9 protein-coding genes are annotated in these 18021 nt (G+C 43.8%); 6 read left to right on the top strand and 3 right to left on the bottom strand.

From position 1 onward, the window contains the following. The first annotated feature begins 5 nt into the window (after nt 1–5). Together NSS92_RS12390 and NSS92_RS12385 are read left to right on the top strand one after the other, a co-directional pair. Nucleotides 6–8201 (top strand): amino acid adenylation domain-containing protein, encoded by an 8196-nt coding sequence (locus NSS92_RS12390; protein ID WP_340868327.1) that lies wholly within the window; start codon nt 6–8, stop codon nt 8199–8201. Nucleotides 8202–8207: 6 nt separating this feature from the next. Continuing rightward, nucleotides 8208–8948: a thioesterase II family protein gene (locus NSS92_RS12385; protein ID WP_340868326.1), complete on the top strand. Its 741-nt coding sequence runs from the start codon at nt 8208–8210 to the stop codon at nt 8946–8948. A 36-nt stretch (nt 8949–8984) separates the two neighbouring features. On the opposite strand, the gene NSS92_RS12380 is transcribed toward NSS92_RS12385, so the two are convergent. Next, a complete protein-coding gene (locus NSS92_RS12380; RefSeq protein WP_267587731.1) occupies nt 8985–9899 on the bottom strand; it encodes a DMT family transporter in 915 nt (304 codons plus the stop codon). 130 nt (nt 9900–10029) lie between these two features. On the opposite strand from NSS92_RS12380, the gene NSS92_RS12375 reads away from it, so the two are divergent. Further along, the gene (locus tag NSS92_RS12375; RefSeq protein WP_340868324.1) at nt 10030–11367 is read left to right on the top strand and encodes an aminotransferase-like domain-containing protein; all 1338 of its coding nucleotides are present in this window, start codon (nt 10030–10032) and stop codon (nt 11365–11367) included. On the opposite strand, the gene NSS92_RS12370 is transcribed toward NSS92_RS12375, so the two are convergent. Then, the gene (locus NSS92_RS12370) at nt 11364–12056 is read right to left on the bottom strand and encodes a 4'-phosphopantetheinyl transferase family protein (RefSeq protein WP_340868322.1); all 693 of its coding nucleotides are present in this window, start codon (nt 12054–12056) and stop codon (nt 11364–11366) included. The two genes, NSS92_RS12375 and NSS92_RS12370, sit on opposite strands and share 4 nt — an antisense overlap. 189 nt (nt 12057–12245) lie before the next feature. Continuing rightward, complete coding sequence (locus NSS92_RS12365) at nt 12246–12890, bottom strand: YczE/YyaS/YitT family protein (protein WP_267587726.1); 645 nt, start codon at nt 12888–12890, stop codon at nt 12246–12248. Nucleotides 12891–13435: 545 nt separating this feature from the next. Here NSS92_RS12365 and NSS92_RS12360 point away from each other — a divergent pair. From NSS92_RS12360 to NSS92_RS12350, 3 genes are all read left to right on the top strand, one after another. Beyond that, entirely contained in the window at nt 13436–17038 is a 3603-nt protein-coding gene (locus NSS92_RS12360; protein ID WP_340868319.1) for an isopeptide-forming domain-containing fimbrial protein, read from the top strand. A 6-nt stretch (nt 17039–17044) separates the two neighbouring features. Further along, nucleotides 17045–17605 carry a class D sortase gene (locus tag NSS92_RS12355; RefSeq protein WP_267587724.1) on the top strand — a complete coding sequence of 187 codons (561 nt, stop codon included), beginning with the start codon at nt 17045–17047 and terminating at the stop codon, nt 17603–17605. A gap of 98 nt (nt 17606–17703) precedes the next feature. After that, a complete protein-coding gene (locus NSS92_RS12350) occupies nt 17704–17988 on the top strand; it encodes an AbrB/MazE/SpoVT family DNA-binding domain-containing protein (protein ID WP_039176465.1) in 285 nt (94 codons plus the stop codon). Nucleotides 17989–18021 lie beyond the last annotated feature (33 nt).

The raw sequence follows: 18021 nt of genomic DNA, 5'->3' as shown, positions 1-18021 counted from the left end.
GAAGAATGCTAGTTAGTAGACGAAAAGGACATGCAGCAAATCATATCGTCAGAATCAACGGAAAACGGATGGATCTCAAAGCATTAGAGCAAGTCATGATGCTTCATTTTCCGCTAAAGGAATGTGCAATCATTCCGAAGAAAAATCAAGAAGGCGGTCTATCGCTTGTGCTATTTGCACAGGCGAAGGACCCTTCGTTGACAAGAGAGGATCTGAAGAAAGGTCCGCTTCATCCTCATGAAGTGCCAGCCGCTCTCGTCTTATTACCTTCTTTGCCAAAGACAGAAAGTGGAGCAGTCGACAAAGAGGCACTGCTTTCAATTGAAATCATAGATCAAGAGGAATTAAGAAAGATAGAAGAGCGCACCAAAGCTATAGATGGAGTAGAGGAAGCGGCCGCTTTCATTGAAAGTCAGTCAGAAAAACGCACGCCTTATCACCTAGATGATCTGTTTCCTGATCGACAGCGTACTCAAGGGAACGGACCGCTTTCGAAAAGTGAAGCGAGCGAAACAAAACCATCATCTCTACATGAGAAGCCGCCCGCACTTGTGTATGGCGGAGATGTGATCAAAAAACCAGGCACACCTGTCACGCTGACAGAGGTGCTGATTCGATCAGCCTTTATGTCACCAGACCGCGGGGTGACTTATTTGAAAGAAGGCGGGCGTACGTTGACCCAAACCTATCCTGAATTACTAACTAGCGCTGAACGGGTTCTGTCTGGTTTAAGGGCAGCAGGACTGTCAAACGGCGATCAAGTGTTACTTCAATTGAAAGACCATCAAGATTTTATCACGGTGTTCTGGGGCTGTATTCTCGGAGGTATCATTCCGACCCCAGTCTCTGTGCCGCCTGTTTATGATGAAGTGAATCAAGGTGTGAATAAGCTGAAGGGCGTGTTTCAGCTGCAAAATGAACCTTTCATTATTACGAATGAAGCAAGTGCTGAGGACATTGCTGGGCTGCGTGAGGCATTTGAAACGAAGGTCATGCCTATCTTAACAATTGAAGCGTTGCTGGCGTATGAACCAGATGAACAGCATTATGAGCCAGAGCCGGATGAGCCTGTGCTGCAGCTGCTGTCTTCAGGAAGTACGGGTGTACCAAAGTGTATTCGTCATCATCATCAAAGCATTTTATCTAGAATTATGGCCTTTGAGCAGGTAAACGGCTTTACACATGAGGATGTGTCGCTTAACTGGATGCCGCTTGATCATGTTGGTGGAATTGTCATGTTTCATGTACATGACGTCTACCTTGGCTGCCAGCAGATTAGTCCATCCATCGATCAATTTATCGAGCGGCCGATGGTGTGGCTGGATTGGGTAGAAACATACGGTGTCACAAGGACATGGGCACCAAACTTTGCCTTTGCCATGATGAATGAGTATGAAGACGACATTCGTAAGGGAAACTGGAACCTGTCCACTCTGACTTATATCATGAATGCAGCCGAAGCGGTTGTCCCGAAAGTCACGCAGCGCTTCATGCACATCATGGGTCAGCACGGATTAAGCCGTCATGCGATGGTACCTGCTTACGGCATGTCAGAAACATCCTCAGCCATTGTTCAGTCAAAAAAATTGATGCGGAACAGTGAACGGGATGGACAGCTGACGATTGATCAGACCTCGTTAACAAGTGAGATCGAATATGTGACGCACGATCATCCGAACAAGATGACGTTTACAGAAGTCGGCACGCCGATTCCGTCTGTATGGATTCGAATTGTAGATGAGCATCACGAGGTGCTGCCAGAAGATCAGGTTGGACGCTTGCAGGTGAAGAGTCCAACAATTATGATGGGCTACTATCAAAATGAGGAAGCCAATCAAGAAGTATTTGCGGAAAACGGCTGGTTTCACACGGGGGATTTAGGGTTTATTCACGAAGGGCGTCTCGTTCTGACCGGTCGAGAAAAAGACATCATTGTCATCAACGGCGCTAACTATTTGAATTACGAAATTGAAGCTGTTGTTGAAGAGGTGGACGGGGTTGAAGTCACCTTTGCCGCTGCGTATGGCATTTACAATCCCGAATCAAGCAACGACACGCTTGCCGTCTTTTTTGTCACACAAAGGGATTCAATAGAAGAACAAATCACGATGATTCAACAGATTAGAGAGGCCATCATTCGAAAAATCGGAATAGAGCCTGATCACATCATTCCGGTGAAAAAAGACCAATTTCCAAAAACGGAGAGTGGGAAAATTCAGCGTGCCCAGTTAGGCGCAGCACTAAAAGATGGAGCATTCCGTGACATTGAACAGGCACTCGATCTTGCTTCTGAAAATAAACAAACACTCCCAGATTGGTTTTTCAAACGCATTTGGGCTAAGGAGCATATCGGTCCAACTCAGCCTTTTGCTGACCATCTACTCGTTTTCGAGGATGAAAAAGGACTTTATCAATCGCTTTACGCCCAATTTGAACAAAAGAATCAGCCATATATTTCTGTGAGAAAAGGGCATGAATTTTTGCGTCTTTCCAAAGGGATGTATCAGATAAACCCGAGAATTAAGGGGGATTACGTCAGGCTCGTTGCAGCACTTGAAGCAGATGAATTAAAGACAGGGCGCATGCTCCATCTGTGGAATGTGTCAGACAAAGAAGACATCGTTGATCCTGCGCAGTTCAAAGAGCTGCATGCCAGCACCAATCAATCCATTTTGTACTTGTATCAAGCATTGCGACAAGCAAATAAAGAGCCCATCCGTCTTGTCGTTGTGACAAAAGGTGGTCAATTTGTGAAGCCTGAAGACGATCTTCAGGTGGAGAAAACGCCGCTTGTAGGTCTACTCAAAACCATTCCGCAAGAATGGGAAGGAGCAGAGGTGTCTCATCTTGATATTGAAGCGGAGAATGTAGAACAGGATGCCGAGCATATTGCGGAAGAATTGTCTGCGATTCATATAAAAGCAGAGGTGTCTTACCGAAATGGGGACAGATTCGTACCAAAGCTGGAAAAAGTCGATATGATCGAAGCGCCTCAAACAGAAGGTTTTTTAGAATATGAAGGTCTTTATTTATTAACTGGAGGACTTGGCGGTATTGGGTTTGAGCTGTCTAAGCAGATGCTCCAATTTGGCTTAAAGCTCGTATTGATCGGACGGACACCTCTGGAAGACAGCTTGGAAAAGAAAGAAGCCTTCTCACAGCTAAAAGATGTTGGTGACGTCATTTATATCCAAGCGGATGTGACCAACTTACGTGACGTCGAACAGGCAATTTATGAAGCAGAAAAGCATTTTGGACAATCAATCCGGGGTGTGCTGCATTTAGCCGGTGCTGGCAATGTGTCTGAGCATTTTCAGCAGGCGGACAAGTATACACTGGCTCATACGTCAGAAGAGGATTTCATAAAAGAAATGTCAGGGAAAGCAGACGGAGCATGGGTTCTGCAGGAAGCCTTTAAGTATGATCCGACCGTACCGTTTGTCTTTTTTGGATCGGTTAATGGCTTTTTTGGCGGCACAACATTTGGGGCATACTCTGCGGCCAACAGCTTTTTAGATGGACTCGCGCACGCTCTCACCTTTCAAGAAGGAAGACGAGCGATCTCTTTGAACTTCAGTATGTGGGATAATCTCGGTTTGTCTAAGGGGCATACCGGAGCAGCTCTCACTGTTCGCAAAGGATTTCAATTGATTGGAAAAAAGCAAGGTCTCCATTCATTATGTCTAGGTGCCCGGCTGAATGAAGCGCATCTGTTTATCGGTCTGGACGGAGCAAATCCAGACATCGCCGGGTATCTTCAGCCAGCTCCAATACCGGTCTTTGAGAAAAAGCTTTTTTACACCGTTCAGCCTGGCAAAGAAGTGCATGTTGAAGAGATCACGAGCGTCGCAGCAGGCAAATGGGACATTCAGCAAGTACAGGAAATACCGAAAAAACAAGATGGCTCTATTGATCATGAAGCACTCAAATTGAATCATCACAAAAACGTACAAAGCCTTGAAAAGCAATTGCCAGAAACGAAGACAGAGCAGCTTCTTGCCGCCATTTGGGAGGACATTTTAGATGTAGATCGCGTGTACAAAGAGGATCAATTCTTCGACCTTGGCGGACATTCACTAAAGGCGACTCAAACCATTTCTCGGATCAATCATGAATTTTCAATGAAGGCGCCTTTAAAAATATTATTTGAAAGCAAACATCTCGCACATCTGGCGCAAATGGTTGATGACATCAAAGGAACGCCAGCCGTTCAAGAAGCTGAAATTCCAAAGCTTGAAAAGCAAACAAGTTATGAGCTGTCACATGCCCAGAAGCGTATTTGGTTCTTATCCACATTAGAAAAGAGCCATCATTACAATATACTAGGTGCTTGGAAGCTGACAGGACCATTACACATTCAAGCATTAACAAAAGCGATTGGCCTTTTAACAAAGCGGCATGAAGCACTTCGAGCAGTATTTAAATCACTTGGCGGTAAGCCGGTTCAACTCATTCGTGAAGACCTTCCGCCATCTGTGACAGTGGCAAATTTCTCGTTATTTAATGAAAAAACAAGAGCGAGAAGACTCAAGCAGCTCATTCAGCAAGAGGCAGACCGTGTCTATGATTTAGAAAGAGGACCTCTTGCGCAGTGGACGATAGTAGATATGGGCAAGGAGGAGTATTATCTCCTTTGCGCGCAGCATCACATCATTTCAGATGCTTGGTCACTCAGCCTGCTCATTCAGGAATTAGAAGTGGCATATGACGCACTGCTTGCAGATGAAACGCCGCAGCTCCCAGCCTTAGAAATTGAATGGACAGATTATGTACATTGGGAAAATGAACAATTAAAGCATCATCAAGAAGATCAAACCTATTGGCTCAATACGCTACAAGGTGAACTTCCAGTGCTGGAGCTGCCGTTTGATCGCCCTCGTCCGCCGGTTCAAACATTTAACGGTGCTACAGAGCAAATCGTACTGGATGAACCGCTTATCCGCCGCTTGGAGGCCTTGTGCAAGCAGCAGGGCACAACGCTGTTCATGACGATGCTGTCCGCGTACTACGTCCTGCTTCACAAGCTGTCCGGACAGACGGATATCATCATTGGATCGCCTATTGCAGGGCGGGATGCCAAGCAATCAGAGAAGCTTGTTGGGATGTTTGTGAATACACTTGCGCTGAGACAGGACATCTCAACAGCAGAGACGTTTGCTGATCTCTTGGAAAACGTGAAAGAGATGACATTAAAAGCCTTTGAGCATCAGCATTATCCATTTGACAAGCTTGTCGATGACCTTTCGTTAGATAGAGATTTAAGCCGGTCACCTATTTTTCAGGCGGCCATGGGGTATGTCACCGATTCGCTCGATGTAAACCTTAAAGGACTGACAAGTGAACATGTGATGGTTCATCATACAGTATCTAAATTTGATCTCACCCTGCATATATTTGAACAGGAAGAGCAGCTGTCGATTCATGTGGAATACAATACGGATTTATTTGATCAAGAGACGATCCAACGTTATATGAACTATTATCTCCATTTGTTAGATGGCATGACGGCTCAGCCTGAGCGTACATTTGCTGATTATTGCTTAATGGACAAAGTGGAACAGGCGGCCATGATTATAGGAAAAAATCAAACAGATACGCCATATCCAAAGCGTACGCTTCAAGAACTGTTTGAAGAGCAGGTGCAGCGTGATCCGCATCGTATTGCCTTGTCCTATATGGATGAGCACATGACGTATGAAGCCTTGGATGAGAAGGCGGCAAAGCTTGCTGCTTACTTGCAGTCAAAAGGAATTGGACCAGGCTCCCTTGTACCGATGCTTTTTGATCGCTCCTTTGACATGATTGTTTCGGTCCTAGGAATCGTTAAATCTGGTGCTGCGTATGTTCCGATGTCACCTGAATATCCAGATGCACGCATCCGTCTCATCGTTCGTGATACGCAAAGCGATGTGATCATCACCCAGTCTCATCTTGCAGATCGTCTAGTAGACTTTACAGGTACAAAGATTGTCATGGACAAGCCAATACCAGAAACAAATGCAGTGTATCAAAGAGAATCATCGATCATAGGTGAAGACCAGATCGCCTATGTCAACTACACATCAGGCTCAACAGGTACACCAAAAGGCGTGATGCTTCCTCATGCAGGAGTTGTCCGCTTAGTTAGAGAAACAAACTATATCAAGCTCGGTCCAGATGACAAAATGCTTCAGCTCTCAAACTATGCTTTTGATGCCTTTACATTTGAATTATGGGGAATGCTGCTGAATGGCGGCCAGCTGATTCTGCTCCCAAAATATGCAGCACTGAATATGGACGAATTAACGCAGTTCATTAAAACGCATCAAGTAACAGCCAACTGTTTGCCAACCGCTTTATTTAATCGACTGGTGGAGCACGATCCAAAAAGTGTGGCAGGCTACCGCACATTACTCGTTGGCGGGGAAGCCATGTCTAGTGAGCATGCACGAAAAGCATTGCCGCATATGGAAGGTGTGCTCGTCAATGCTTACGGTCCAACAGAAAACACGACCTTAGCCACCACACATCAAGTCACACATGTGCCAGCAGGCGCAAAATCAGTTCCAATTGGTGTGCCGGTGTCGAACTCAACTGTCGTCATACTGGATGATGCGCTCAATCCAGTGCCAGCAGGCGTCAAAGGAGAAATTTATATCGGCGGAACCGGCCTTGCTAAAGGCTACCTTCATGATCCAGAGCGGACAAAGGAGCGGTTTATTGACAATCCTTTTCCTGAACTAAAGGGAGACAAGCTGTATCGTTCAGGCGACCTTGGTACATGGCGGTCAGATGGCACCATTGAATACCTCGGCCGAAAAGATCATCTGGTGAAAATTAGAGGCTACCGAATTGAATGCGGAGAAATTGAGACAGCCCTGCTCAAGCATCCACAAGTCAAAGAATGTACAGTCATCGCCAAAACGTATGGCAGCTCAAAACGGCTGGCGGCCTACCTTGTGACAAACGGGGAGAATCCTGTTCCGGGCTGGAAAGCCTTTTTGCAGGAAAGCCTGCCAGGCTATATGATTCCAAGTTACTTTGTCGTACTGGATGAAATGCCGGTGACAACGAACGGGAAGGTTGATCAAAAAGCATTGCCAGAGCCAACAGAAACAATCTCCCTTTCCCATGATGACGACAAACCAGTCACCGAAACGGAAGAGCGGATTGTCGCAGCTTTCAAGGAAGTGCTTGGTGTGAAACAAGTAGGTATGTATGACTCCTTCTTTGATCTGGGCGGCGATTCCATCATGAGTATTCAGGCTGTCGCCAAATTAAAAGAAAAAGGTGTTCGTGTTGATCCGAAATGGATTTTCATGCACCCGGCGCCTGCGCAGTTAGCCGCACATTTGGACGCAGTGCCAGAAGCCGCTGAGAACGTCGAAAGGTCTCCGAAGGACTACGTAATCGAGCTGAAAAAAGGCGATCCAGCTGAACCGAGAATACTCTTTGCGCCGCCTGCTGGTGGAACGGTGATGGGCTATATCGATGTTGCTAAGCTCATGACACATCAAGGCGCTGTGTATGCTTTGCAGTCTCCTGGCCTATATGAGGATGAAGAGCCGCAATTCCTCCATTACACGGAGCTTGTGACCCTTTTTATTGATGCCATTGAGACGTTCTACCGTCCGGGCATTGACTATCTCGCAGGGCATTCAATGGGCGGGCATCTTGCCTACGGAATGAATCAGCGGCTCTGCCATGCAGGAAAAGCACCGAAAGGACTCATCATTTTAGATACGGTGCCAGTGCTAAGAGATGAGGCAGATCAGGCACTTCATGCCGATATGAACGAAGAAGAAGTGAAAATGCTCGCACTTGTCCTTGGAATGGGGAATCTGGTCGGCATTCAGCCAGAAGCTTTACAAGGATTGAGCTTCCAAGAAGTGAAGCAGAAAATACTCAAAGAGGCAGAAAAGGATGAAGTTGTTCATCAATTCATGAATGATCAATATTTAGATAAATATTTGCAAATGCAAACACATAATACGATCATGTCACAAGCCATTGAATTAGAAAAAGAACCATTCCCTGTGCCATTTTATATTGTCCAAAGCAGTGATCACGCAAGCGATTTCCAGAAGAAGTTCGCAGACTGGGAGGCTTATACGAAAGAGTCGTGCTCGTATTACCACATCAAAGGCGACCATGTCACCATGATGAAAAGACCGCAGGCAGATGAACTGGCACGGATTCTTCAAACGATTATAAAGGGGTAAAGACGTATGAATCAGTTATTGAAAACCTTTGAAAAAAAATCAGATCTCATTCAGCTTATTTGTTTTCCTTTTGCCGGCGGATATTCCGCCTCATACCGTCCGCTCTTTGAACAGCTAAAAGACATGGCAGAAGTCACAGCAGCAGAGCCCCCAGGGCACGGCACCAATCTCATGCCGCTTGAATCAAGCATTGACCGGCTGGCAGAGCTGTATAAAGAAGGACTCACGGACAAATTGAGCCGCCCATTTATTCTGTTCGGACATTCAATGGGAGGACTTGTGGTATACAGACTAACCCAGCTGCTAGAAAAGGAAGAAATTTATCCCGCAGCAGTGGTGATCTCAGCCATTCAGCCTCCGCAAACAAAACGCCAGATGCTGACCCATTTATCCAATGAAGCATTTGTACAGCATATTGCCGAAATGGGCGGGATTCCTAAGGAATTATTAGAGAACAAGCCAATGATGGATTACTTTACGCCGTCCTTGCGTGCAGACTACCGGGCACTGGAAACCTTCCAGCACACAGATCAATCAATCATCGACACACCTGTTTATTTATTCAACGGAAAGCAAGATGAGAAATGCATGCAAGATGCAAGCGGCTGGCTAAAATGGGCTAAAACCATCGAACGCAAAAATTTCGATGGAGGCCACATGTACATCAACACACACCTTGAGCAATTTGCAGAGCAGATGAGACATGTCATTGAGCTTGCAGCCAATCAACAATTGATCAGACATTAAAAAGAAAGCGGCTCTCTATAAAGAGGCCGCTTTTTCTTATGAATGCTGTTTCTTCACCACATTCCCGCCAATTACTCCGCCAATGACCAGCACCCCTCCGATGAGATGATACCAATCAATCGTTTCGTGTAAAATGAGAACCCCGGCGGCGACCGTGATAAACGCGGATAAATTGTTAAAGATGCTGACCTTTGCCGCTTCAAGCTGAGAGAGTGCATAATTTGATAAATACGCCGTGAGAAGTGATGAAACAATGCCTAAAAAGAGCATCGACCATACAAAGGATGCTTCTGTAAATGGACTGAAAAACTCTGGCAATGAGCCATTGACCGAATGCCGGATAAGCGCGGCGGTATTGAAAAAAACAAAGCCAAAGAAGGTCATCACAAAGGTGAGTTCGATCACGTGGAAGCGTTTTGTAATCACTCTGGCAAACACACTATATGCACTGGATGACAAGGCTGAAAGTAAAATCAGCACATAGCCGATGAAGTGAGAATTCTTGACATCAATTCCCTTCATGACAAAGAGAAGCATCACCCCACACACAGAAAGAAAGGTAAACAGCACTTGTATCCATGTCGCACGTTCCTTTAAAAACCAAGCTGCCAGCAGCATCGTCAGAATGGGAATCGTCGCTTGAATGATGCCAGCCTCTGAAGAAGATGTATACATCAATCCCCACACTTGAAAAGCAAAGAACAAAACAGGATAAAGCAAGGAAAACGGTACGAGATAAATGAGATCACGCCATTGAATAGATATGCGATACTTTTTTCGTAGAAACGGATACAGCAATAGAGCGGCTGCAAAAGAAATGGTAAAGCGGTGTGCCAATAAATCTATTGGGTTTGCTGATTCTAATGCTATTTTGACAAACAAAAAGGAAAAACCAATGATAGAGGCGTATGCGATTGCGGCAGCATACGCTTTTTGTTTTGACATATTCATAACGTGACTCCTTACATGAGCATGCATGCTTCAAATGAATTGACCGGTTCTGTTCTTCTATCGTAATCGGATCATCTAACGTGTACAATAAGAGAACATGATATCTGTACCGGTACAAGGAGGAAAAGGTGTGAGGAAATATGATCAGCTTGTCTTGAGCTTAAAAGAAAAAATGGATTCTGGTGAGTACAGTGCTGGGATGAAAATTCCATCCATTCGCCACTTAGCGGCTCAATTTGCAGTGAGTAAAAGCACTGTCATCAAGGCGCTGGATACATTGGAGCGGGAACATCTGCTGTATTCTGTAGAAAGAAGCGGTTATTATGTCGTGAAAACGAAGCAGCCAGCAGGCAAGCAGGACGGCACATGGATTGATTTTGCTTCATCTGCACCTGATCCCGTTGTGTTTCCATATGTCGATTTCCAACACTGCATCAACCAAGCGATCGATTTGTATCAAAATGACTTATTTATTTACGGCACAGCCAACGGCTTACCATCACTGCTGCCAGTCATTTCAAAGCGATTAATGGATTATCAAGTGTTTGCTCATCCAGAACAGATCGTCATGACCTCTGGTATTCAGCTCGCTTTATCCATTTTAAGCACCATCCCTTTTCCGAATGGAAAACAAACCATACTAGTCGAACAGCCGGGTTATCACTTATATCTCCAATATTTAGAGAAGAATCAATTGCCTGTGCGCGGAATTCAGCGGACGGAAAAAGGGATCGATCTTATCGAATTAGAGCGTATCTTTCGAGAAGAGGAGATTCGTTTTTTCTATACGATGCCAAGATTTCAAAACCCGCTTGGAACGAGTTTATCAAAGCGAGAAAAAAGAGCGATTGCAGCTCTTGCTGAGAAATATGATGTCTACATTGTTGAGGATGATTATATAGCAGATTTAGAATTCGACACAAAAAGAGACCCGATCTATTCGTACGATCAGGCAGGAAAGGTCATTTATTTGAAAAGCTTTTCTAAAATCATTTTTCCGGGGCTTCGAACAGGAGCGGTCGTCTTACCTGAAGAACTGATTAGACCTTTTAGTGAACACAAACGACTGATTGATATCGACAGCTCCATGCTGTCCCAGGCAGCCTTAGAAATATATTTAAAAAGCGGGATGTTTGAGCGGCATAGAGACAGGATGCGGGCGACCTATCGAAACCGCTCCAAGCAGCTCGTGGCAAGTTTAAAAAATGATCAGAGCGCCTATGTGCTGGGAGAACAGGAGCCGGCTACCCATACACATGTACGTGTCGACCGGTCGATTCCCATGAACCAGCTTATTCAGCAGCTGAAAAAGGCATCTGTTTCCATTCAGCCAATTGACCGTTATTACCTGTCGGCCTATCAAAAGGAGCCCATTCTTCAGCTGAATATCTGGCAGGTGAAAGAAGAGCAGATTACACGCGGAGTCGATCTATTAAAGACGGTATTTCAGCAAAGCACGCGTTATTAAAGGCGGGACAGTACATCGCTGCAAGTGAGTCTCTCAACGCTTTCAGCCGCAGCAGGTTTTCGTGTACATACCGCCATTTGGTAGGCAGGGTCAAGTGAGTATGTTTGAACAAAGCAAGGCGCTTCATGATCAGGTAATGCAAGCGTCGCCTGTCCATCCTCTGACAGACGGGCTGTAAAGGACGAAAGCCCATAGGATAATCCTTTTCCAGTCAGCTTGATAAAGGCTTCCTTCATTGACCATAGATGAAAGAAATAGGCTTCCTGCCGTTCTGCCGGTTTTGAGAGTAAATCCTGATACTCATCCGCTGAAAAAAATCGTTCGGCAATCGCCAGATCAATAGGTTTGATCTCCTCAATATCAATGCCCACAGGTGCATCATCTACTGCGCAAACGACCCAATCGCCAGAGTGAGAAAGATTAAAATGAAAAGAAGGAAGATGCCGGACAACAGGTTTGCCATTGCCCTCTGTTTCAAAAACGATCTGATCCATAGGCAGCTCGTACATATCATGGATCGTTTGACGAACCAGCACTTCACCTAACAAGGTTCTTCTTGCATCGATCAAAAAACGAAAGCGTTCAGCCGCAGCACGCTTTTCAGATGACACAAAGGGTTTCAGACGTTCTATTTGTTGTCGTGCATTAATTTCATCTAAGTGTTGTAATTGGATAGCAAAAATCTTCATAATGAACCTCTAATTTTTTACATTGATTGTACCATTGAAGAGCGCCGTGCAAAAGAGGAAAGCCACCTGTTCAGTGAAAGCCCAAAAAGAGAGGAAGATGCAGGGGGATTTCTTCTTATGAATATAAGAAAAATCTGTTTATTTATTTAACCGCAAGAAAAGCCATTCTTATCATAGAATGGCTTGTTCTCATCTGGTAAGGGTTTGAACAGGTTTCTCTGCTGTTTTTGCAATGAGCAGCTGTAGGAGCCGTGTTGATTGCGGTAAGGAGAAACGCAGGACAAGACCTGTGAAGATAGCAGTCAAAATCGTTCCAATGCCGATCGGTCCGCCGAGCATCCATGCAAACAAAAGCACAGTTAACTCAATACCATTTCGAACCCACTGAACGTTCAGCCCTGTTTTCGCTGAGATGAGCAGCATTAATGAATCCCGTGGCCCAGCACCAAGATTGGCTGAGACATAAATGCCAACGCCATATCCAGAGACAACAACGCCGGTAATAAACACATATAAAGCCGGTAAATACCCATGTGGCGCAGGTAATACCGCATTAAAGAAATCAATAAACACGCCAATCAGCACCATATTGAGCAGGGCGCCGATCTTTGGAAATGATTTCGTGAAAACAGAAGTCAGTGTCACAATCAGTGCACCAATAATGATCGACCATTGTCCAATGGTTAAACCAAAATGCTGAAACAGTCCATAATGAAATGCGTCCCAAGGACCAATGCCAAGGATCTTTCCTTTCACTGTCAGCGATAGTCCAAAAGCAAGTACGATCAATCCAGTAAAGTAAAAAAACCAACGTAAAAGATGTTCCCGCTTCAAAAGCTTTCCCTTCTTTCTTAAACACTCGATTTCCATCGTAACATACTCGCACCCCCCTTTAAATGGCTTTGCTCAATTGTAATCGCTTACTTAAAAAAGAATTTTGTCGAATTGTAAGGGTTAAAACATCAAAACAAGCAGCAAGACTTTCGGATTGTTTTTTTTAGCAAAAGAAGCCATTAATTTCCGCATTTTAAGAGAAAAAGAAAATAATTCAATATATTTTTCCAAAAAACTAATCTTCAACCAATTAAAGAATAATTATCTTTAAATAGAAGAGATTGTATATAAATCATGTCATTAGACCTGTTTGGAAGAAAAGTAAAATGCGGAGGTATACGATAAAAAAAGGTCATTTTATTGGAAAAAACACAGGTGAATCAAACATCGAGAAGTGTATGTTACTAAATGACTATTTTTGTCGAAAATAGTCATTTAGTCATGTTGAGGCATTTGAAATGTTACTGATATTCTTTACCAAAGTGTGGGAGGTGAACTGGTACATACCATTACGATATGAAGCGAGAAAAAGGGGAGGTCAAAGAATGAACTTATTAAAAAGAACGAGTCAATTATTTCTTATATTGGTGCTGATCGTTGGAAATCTATTAACAGTCTCACCAGCTGTTACGAAAGCCGCTGGGACGGTTGTTGTCAATAACACGGATTCTTATATTATTGGGAGTAGGCCACTGGTTCTTCAGCAGCTCGATGGAAATAATCCAACAAATGTAAAAGCTAGTGTAGAGGTGAAAGGAATCGATATGGGTGCAGTGAATGGTGTTGCTGTAAGTGATCGAGAAAATGTTGTGTATGCAACTGCAAATAGCACGACCCCTACTCTATATAAAATAAATGCGACATCAGGGCAAGCAGAGAGCTTAACCCAATTACCAGAAGGTGCTTCTAATGCCGTTGTGTATCAAGATAAATATATCTATTCTTATGCTTCTAATGGTGAGTATTTCCTTGGAACATACGATTTAGTTACGGGTCAAAAATCGTCTAAAAAAATTGTCGGATATGACATCGGGTCTGGCGTTGGCGGAGATCTTGTCGTTGATAAGGACGGCTATCTTTGGTTCGCATCAAATGGCAGTGGGGCCATTGCGCAAATGAACCCTGATACAGCAGAAGTCATTCGTGTCATTCCGATTAAAAATGCAGATGGTAAAACGATTGACGGAGGCGTTCGGGGGATTAGCTTTTTGCCCAATGGACAAATGCTATTACAGTCAGGATTAAATGACTCCATTGGCCATTCCACTCTTTTTACACTTGATGCGAAAACATTAAGTACAACATATATGGGCACTGTAGGTGATTCATTATCTTACGATTTAGCTTCGCGGGTAAAGCCAGAATTTGATCCATATCCTCCAGAGCTTGAATCAGAAAAATCAGTTGTCTTACAGAAAAAAGCAGAGGGCAACACAGATGAAAAGCATCCAGAAGTAGGCGACACGTTACTTTATACAATTAAAGCAAAAAATACCGTGCAATATGGTATTGTCAAAAATCTGATCATATCAGATAAGCTGCCAAGCAGCTTAACGTATGTTTCAGGGTCTCTTAAGGTGGATGGAACGAGCGTAACAGATGCAAAAGATCAAGACAAAGGTGATTATACAAACGGAACTGTTTCAGGTCAAATAGGTGACGTGAAAGATACCGATTGGCACACAGTGACATTTGAAGCCACGGTAGGCAAAGGTCAGGCAGGCAAAGATATTCAAAATACCGCGAATGTCAAAGGGGAAAACACACCTCCGGATGAACCAACAACAAACATAGAAATTTACCCGCGTGATCCAAAACTTGAATCAAAAAAATCAGCGGTCTTGCAGAAAAAAGCAGAAGGGAATACAGATGAGAAGCATCCAGAAGTAGGCGACACATTACTGTATACCATTCAAGCCCGTAATGCGGTTGAAGACAGCGTCATTGAAGATCTTGTGATTTCTGACAAGTTACCTCAAGGGTTATCATATGTACCAAATTCACTTCAGGTAGATGGAAATCCAATCACAGATGCAAAAGATGATGATAACGGTGATATGACAGATGGAACTGTCACCGGAACGTTCGGTGAAGTGAAAGATGCGAAATGGCATACCGTGACGTTTGAAGTCACAGTTGAAAAAGGTCAGGCAGGCAAAGATATTCAAAATACAGCCAATGTTACAAGCCGCAACACACCGCCAGACGAGCCGACAACGAATGTAGAAATCTATCCGCGTGACCCGAAACTGACTTCAGAAAAATCAGCGGTCTTGCAGAAAAAAGCAGAAGGGAATACAGATGAGAAGCATCCAGAGGTCGGTGACACCCTTCTTTATACAATTAAAACAAAGAATACGATAGAAGACAGTCTCGTTGAAAACTTAGTGATCTCAGATAAACTGCCGGAAGGATTGGCGTATGTACCGAATTCACTTCAGGTGAATGGAGATGCAGTCACAGACGCAAAGGATGACGATAACGGAGACTTTACAAACGGAACCATTTCAGGACAATTTGGCGACATTAAGGATACAGATTGGTATACAGTGACGTTTGAAGTCACGGTTGAAAAAGGGCAATCTGGTAAAGACATTCAAAATACCGCGAGTGTCACAGGTGAAAACACACCGCCAGATAAGCCGACAACAAATACAGAAATCTATCCGCGTGATCCAAAGCTTGAATCAGAAAAATCAGCGGTCTTGCAGAAAAAAGCAGAAGGTAACAAAGATGAGAAACATCCAGAAGTAGGCGATACCCTTCTTTATACAATTAAAACAAAGAACACGGTAGAAGACAGTCTTGTTAAAAATCTTGTGATCTCAGATCAATTACCAAAAGGGCTGAAGTATGTCACTGGATCTCTTCAGGTTGATGGTGAATCTGTCACAGATGTGAAAGACGACGATAGTGGAGACTACACAGATGGAAAGGTTACAGGTTCTTTTGGTGATGTGAAGGACACGGATTGGCATACCGTGACGTTTGAAGTGACAGTTGAAAAGGGACAGGCTGGTCAAGACATTCAAAACACAGCCGAAGTAACTGGCGAAAACACGCCGCCAGATGATCCAACAACAAAAACAGAAATTTATCCTCGTGAACCAAAACTAGCATCAGAAAAGGCTGCAAGTATTCAGAAAAAGGCAGAAGGCAACAAAGATAAAAAGACACCACAAGTAGGCGATACCCTTCTTTATACGATCAAAACAAAGAATCTTGAAGAAGACAGCATCGTCAACAATCTTGTGATTTCCGATGAACTGCCAGAAGGTCTTCAATATGTCGAAGGTTCACTAAAAGTAGATGGACAAGCTGTCACAGATGCAAAAGATGACGACAACGGAGACTACACAAAAGGCACAGTGACCGGTCAATTTGGCGATATTAAAGATACGGACTGGCATACCGTGACGTTTGAAGCGAAGGTCGCTAAAGGCCAATCAGGTAAAAGCATTCAAAACACAGCGAAAGTAACAGGCGAAAACACACCGCCAGATGAACCAACAACCGAAACAAACATTGATCCAAGAGATCCAAAGCTTGAATCAGAAAAAACATCAGAAATCTCTCAAAAAGCAGAAGGCAATACAGATGAAAAACAAGTACAGGTAGGCGACACCCTTCTTTACACCATCAAAACAAAAAATAGTGTAGAAGACAGTATCATCAAAGGTCTAGTCATCGCAGATAAACTGCCAGAAGGTCTTGAATACGTCGAAGGATCATTAAAAGTAGATGATCAAGCTGTGACAGATGCAAAAGATGATGACAACGGAGACTACACAAAAGGCACAGTGACCGGTCAATTTGGTGATATCAAAGATACGGACTGGCATACGATTACTTTTGAAGCGAAGGTTGCTAAAGGATCTGAAGGTAAAACCATTCAAAATATCGCAGTTGTGAAGGGTGAAAATGTTGACGAACCAGACAAACCTGAAAATTCAACAACGGTAGAACCGCCGCATGTGCCAGAGGTGCCAGGGAATCCAGAACAGCCTTCTCATTCAGAAACTGATACACCTGGACATCATCTTCCGAACACTGCAACAGCAATGTACAACCTTTTACTAGCAGGATTTGCCCTCGTACTAATAGGTGCAGCTCTTATCATCTGGAATAGAAGAAAAAGAAACGGATAAACAGTCATGTTTCAAAAATTCATCTCAGCGATATTGATCACAGCAGGTCTTTGTCTCGCAATTGTAGGGTATTTAAATATCGTTGATGGACAAAAAGTAGTAGAACAGTCATTTCAGTCTGCACAAGCAGCTATTCAGCAAAAGGGGCAAAAGGATTCCCCTTTTGCGCCGCAGGCTGGTGAAACGATTGGGCTCTTGCACATCCCAAAACTAAGAGCTGAGTTACCGATTGTAGAAGGAACAGAAGCAGATGATTTAGCAAAAGGTGTTGGTCACTTTCATGAGAGTTATTTTCCGAATCAACAGGGACAAATCGTTTTATCAGGGCATCGTGATACGGTGTTTAGGCGAACAGGAGAACTTGTGAAGGGAGATCAACTCATTATTGAGCTTTCATATGGACGTTTTGTCTATGAAATTGAGAAAACAAAGATTGTGAAGAAAGATGATCAAACAATTATTACATTACAGCAGGAAAAGGAAGAACTTGTTCTCACCACATGTTACCCTTTTTCCTATATTGGTCCTGCACCAAACAGATATATCATATATGGGAAGCGTATTTAGTCACTGGAGCAGCCTGCAGATTAACCGATTTGATCGCTTAATCCCTTTATAAAGAGGGAATCGTCTATATCATATCTAGAGATGCAGGAGGGGGCAATTTGTTAAATAACGATTATGTTAAGTATATAGATAAATTTGGAAGAATTGTTCTTCCGACAGAGATGAGAAAACGGTTGAACATTCATCCGCAAGATTTTATGGAGATTTATCGAGAAGAAGACCAAATTGTGATGAAGCCGTATTGGCAGGACAAACCTTGTATTGTAACAGGACAAGTGACGTGTTCCAATAAGGTGCTATCCGGCGGGGTGGTTATCAGTCCAGAGGGAGCGAGACTGCTCCTGCAAGATTTACTGGCGCTTCGCCTTCAAAAAGAGATATAAAAAAAGGCTGTCCTCACCACGTGAGAACAGCCT

The organism is Bacillus sp. FSL M8-0166, assembly GCF_038008825.1.
GTDB lineage: Bacteria > Bacillota > Bacilli > Bacillales > Bacillaceae > Bacillus > Bacillus safensis.
This window is presented reverse-complemented; position numbering and strand designations above follow the sequence as displayed.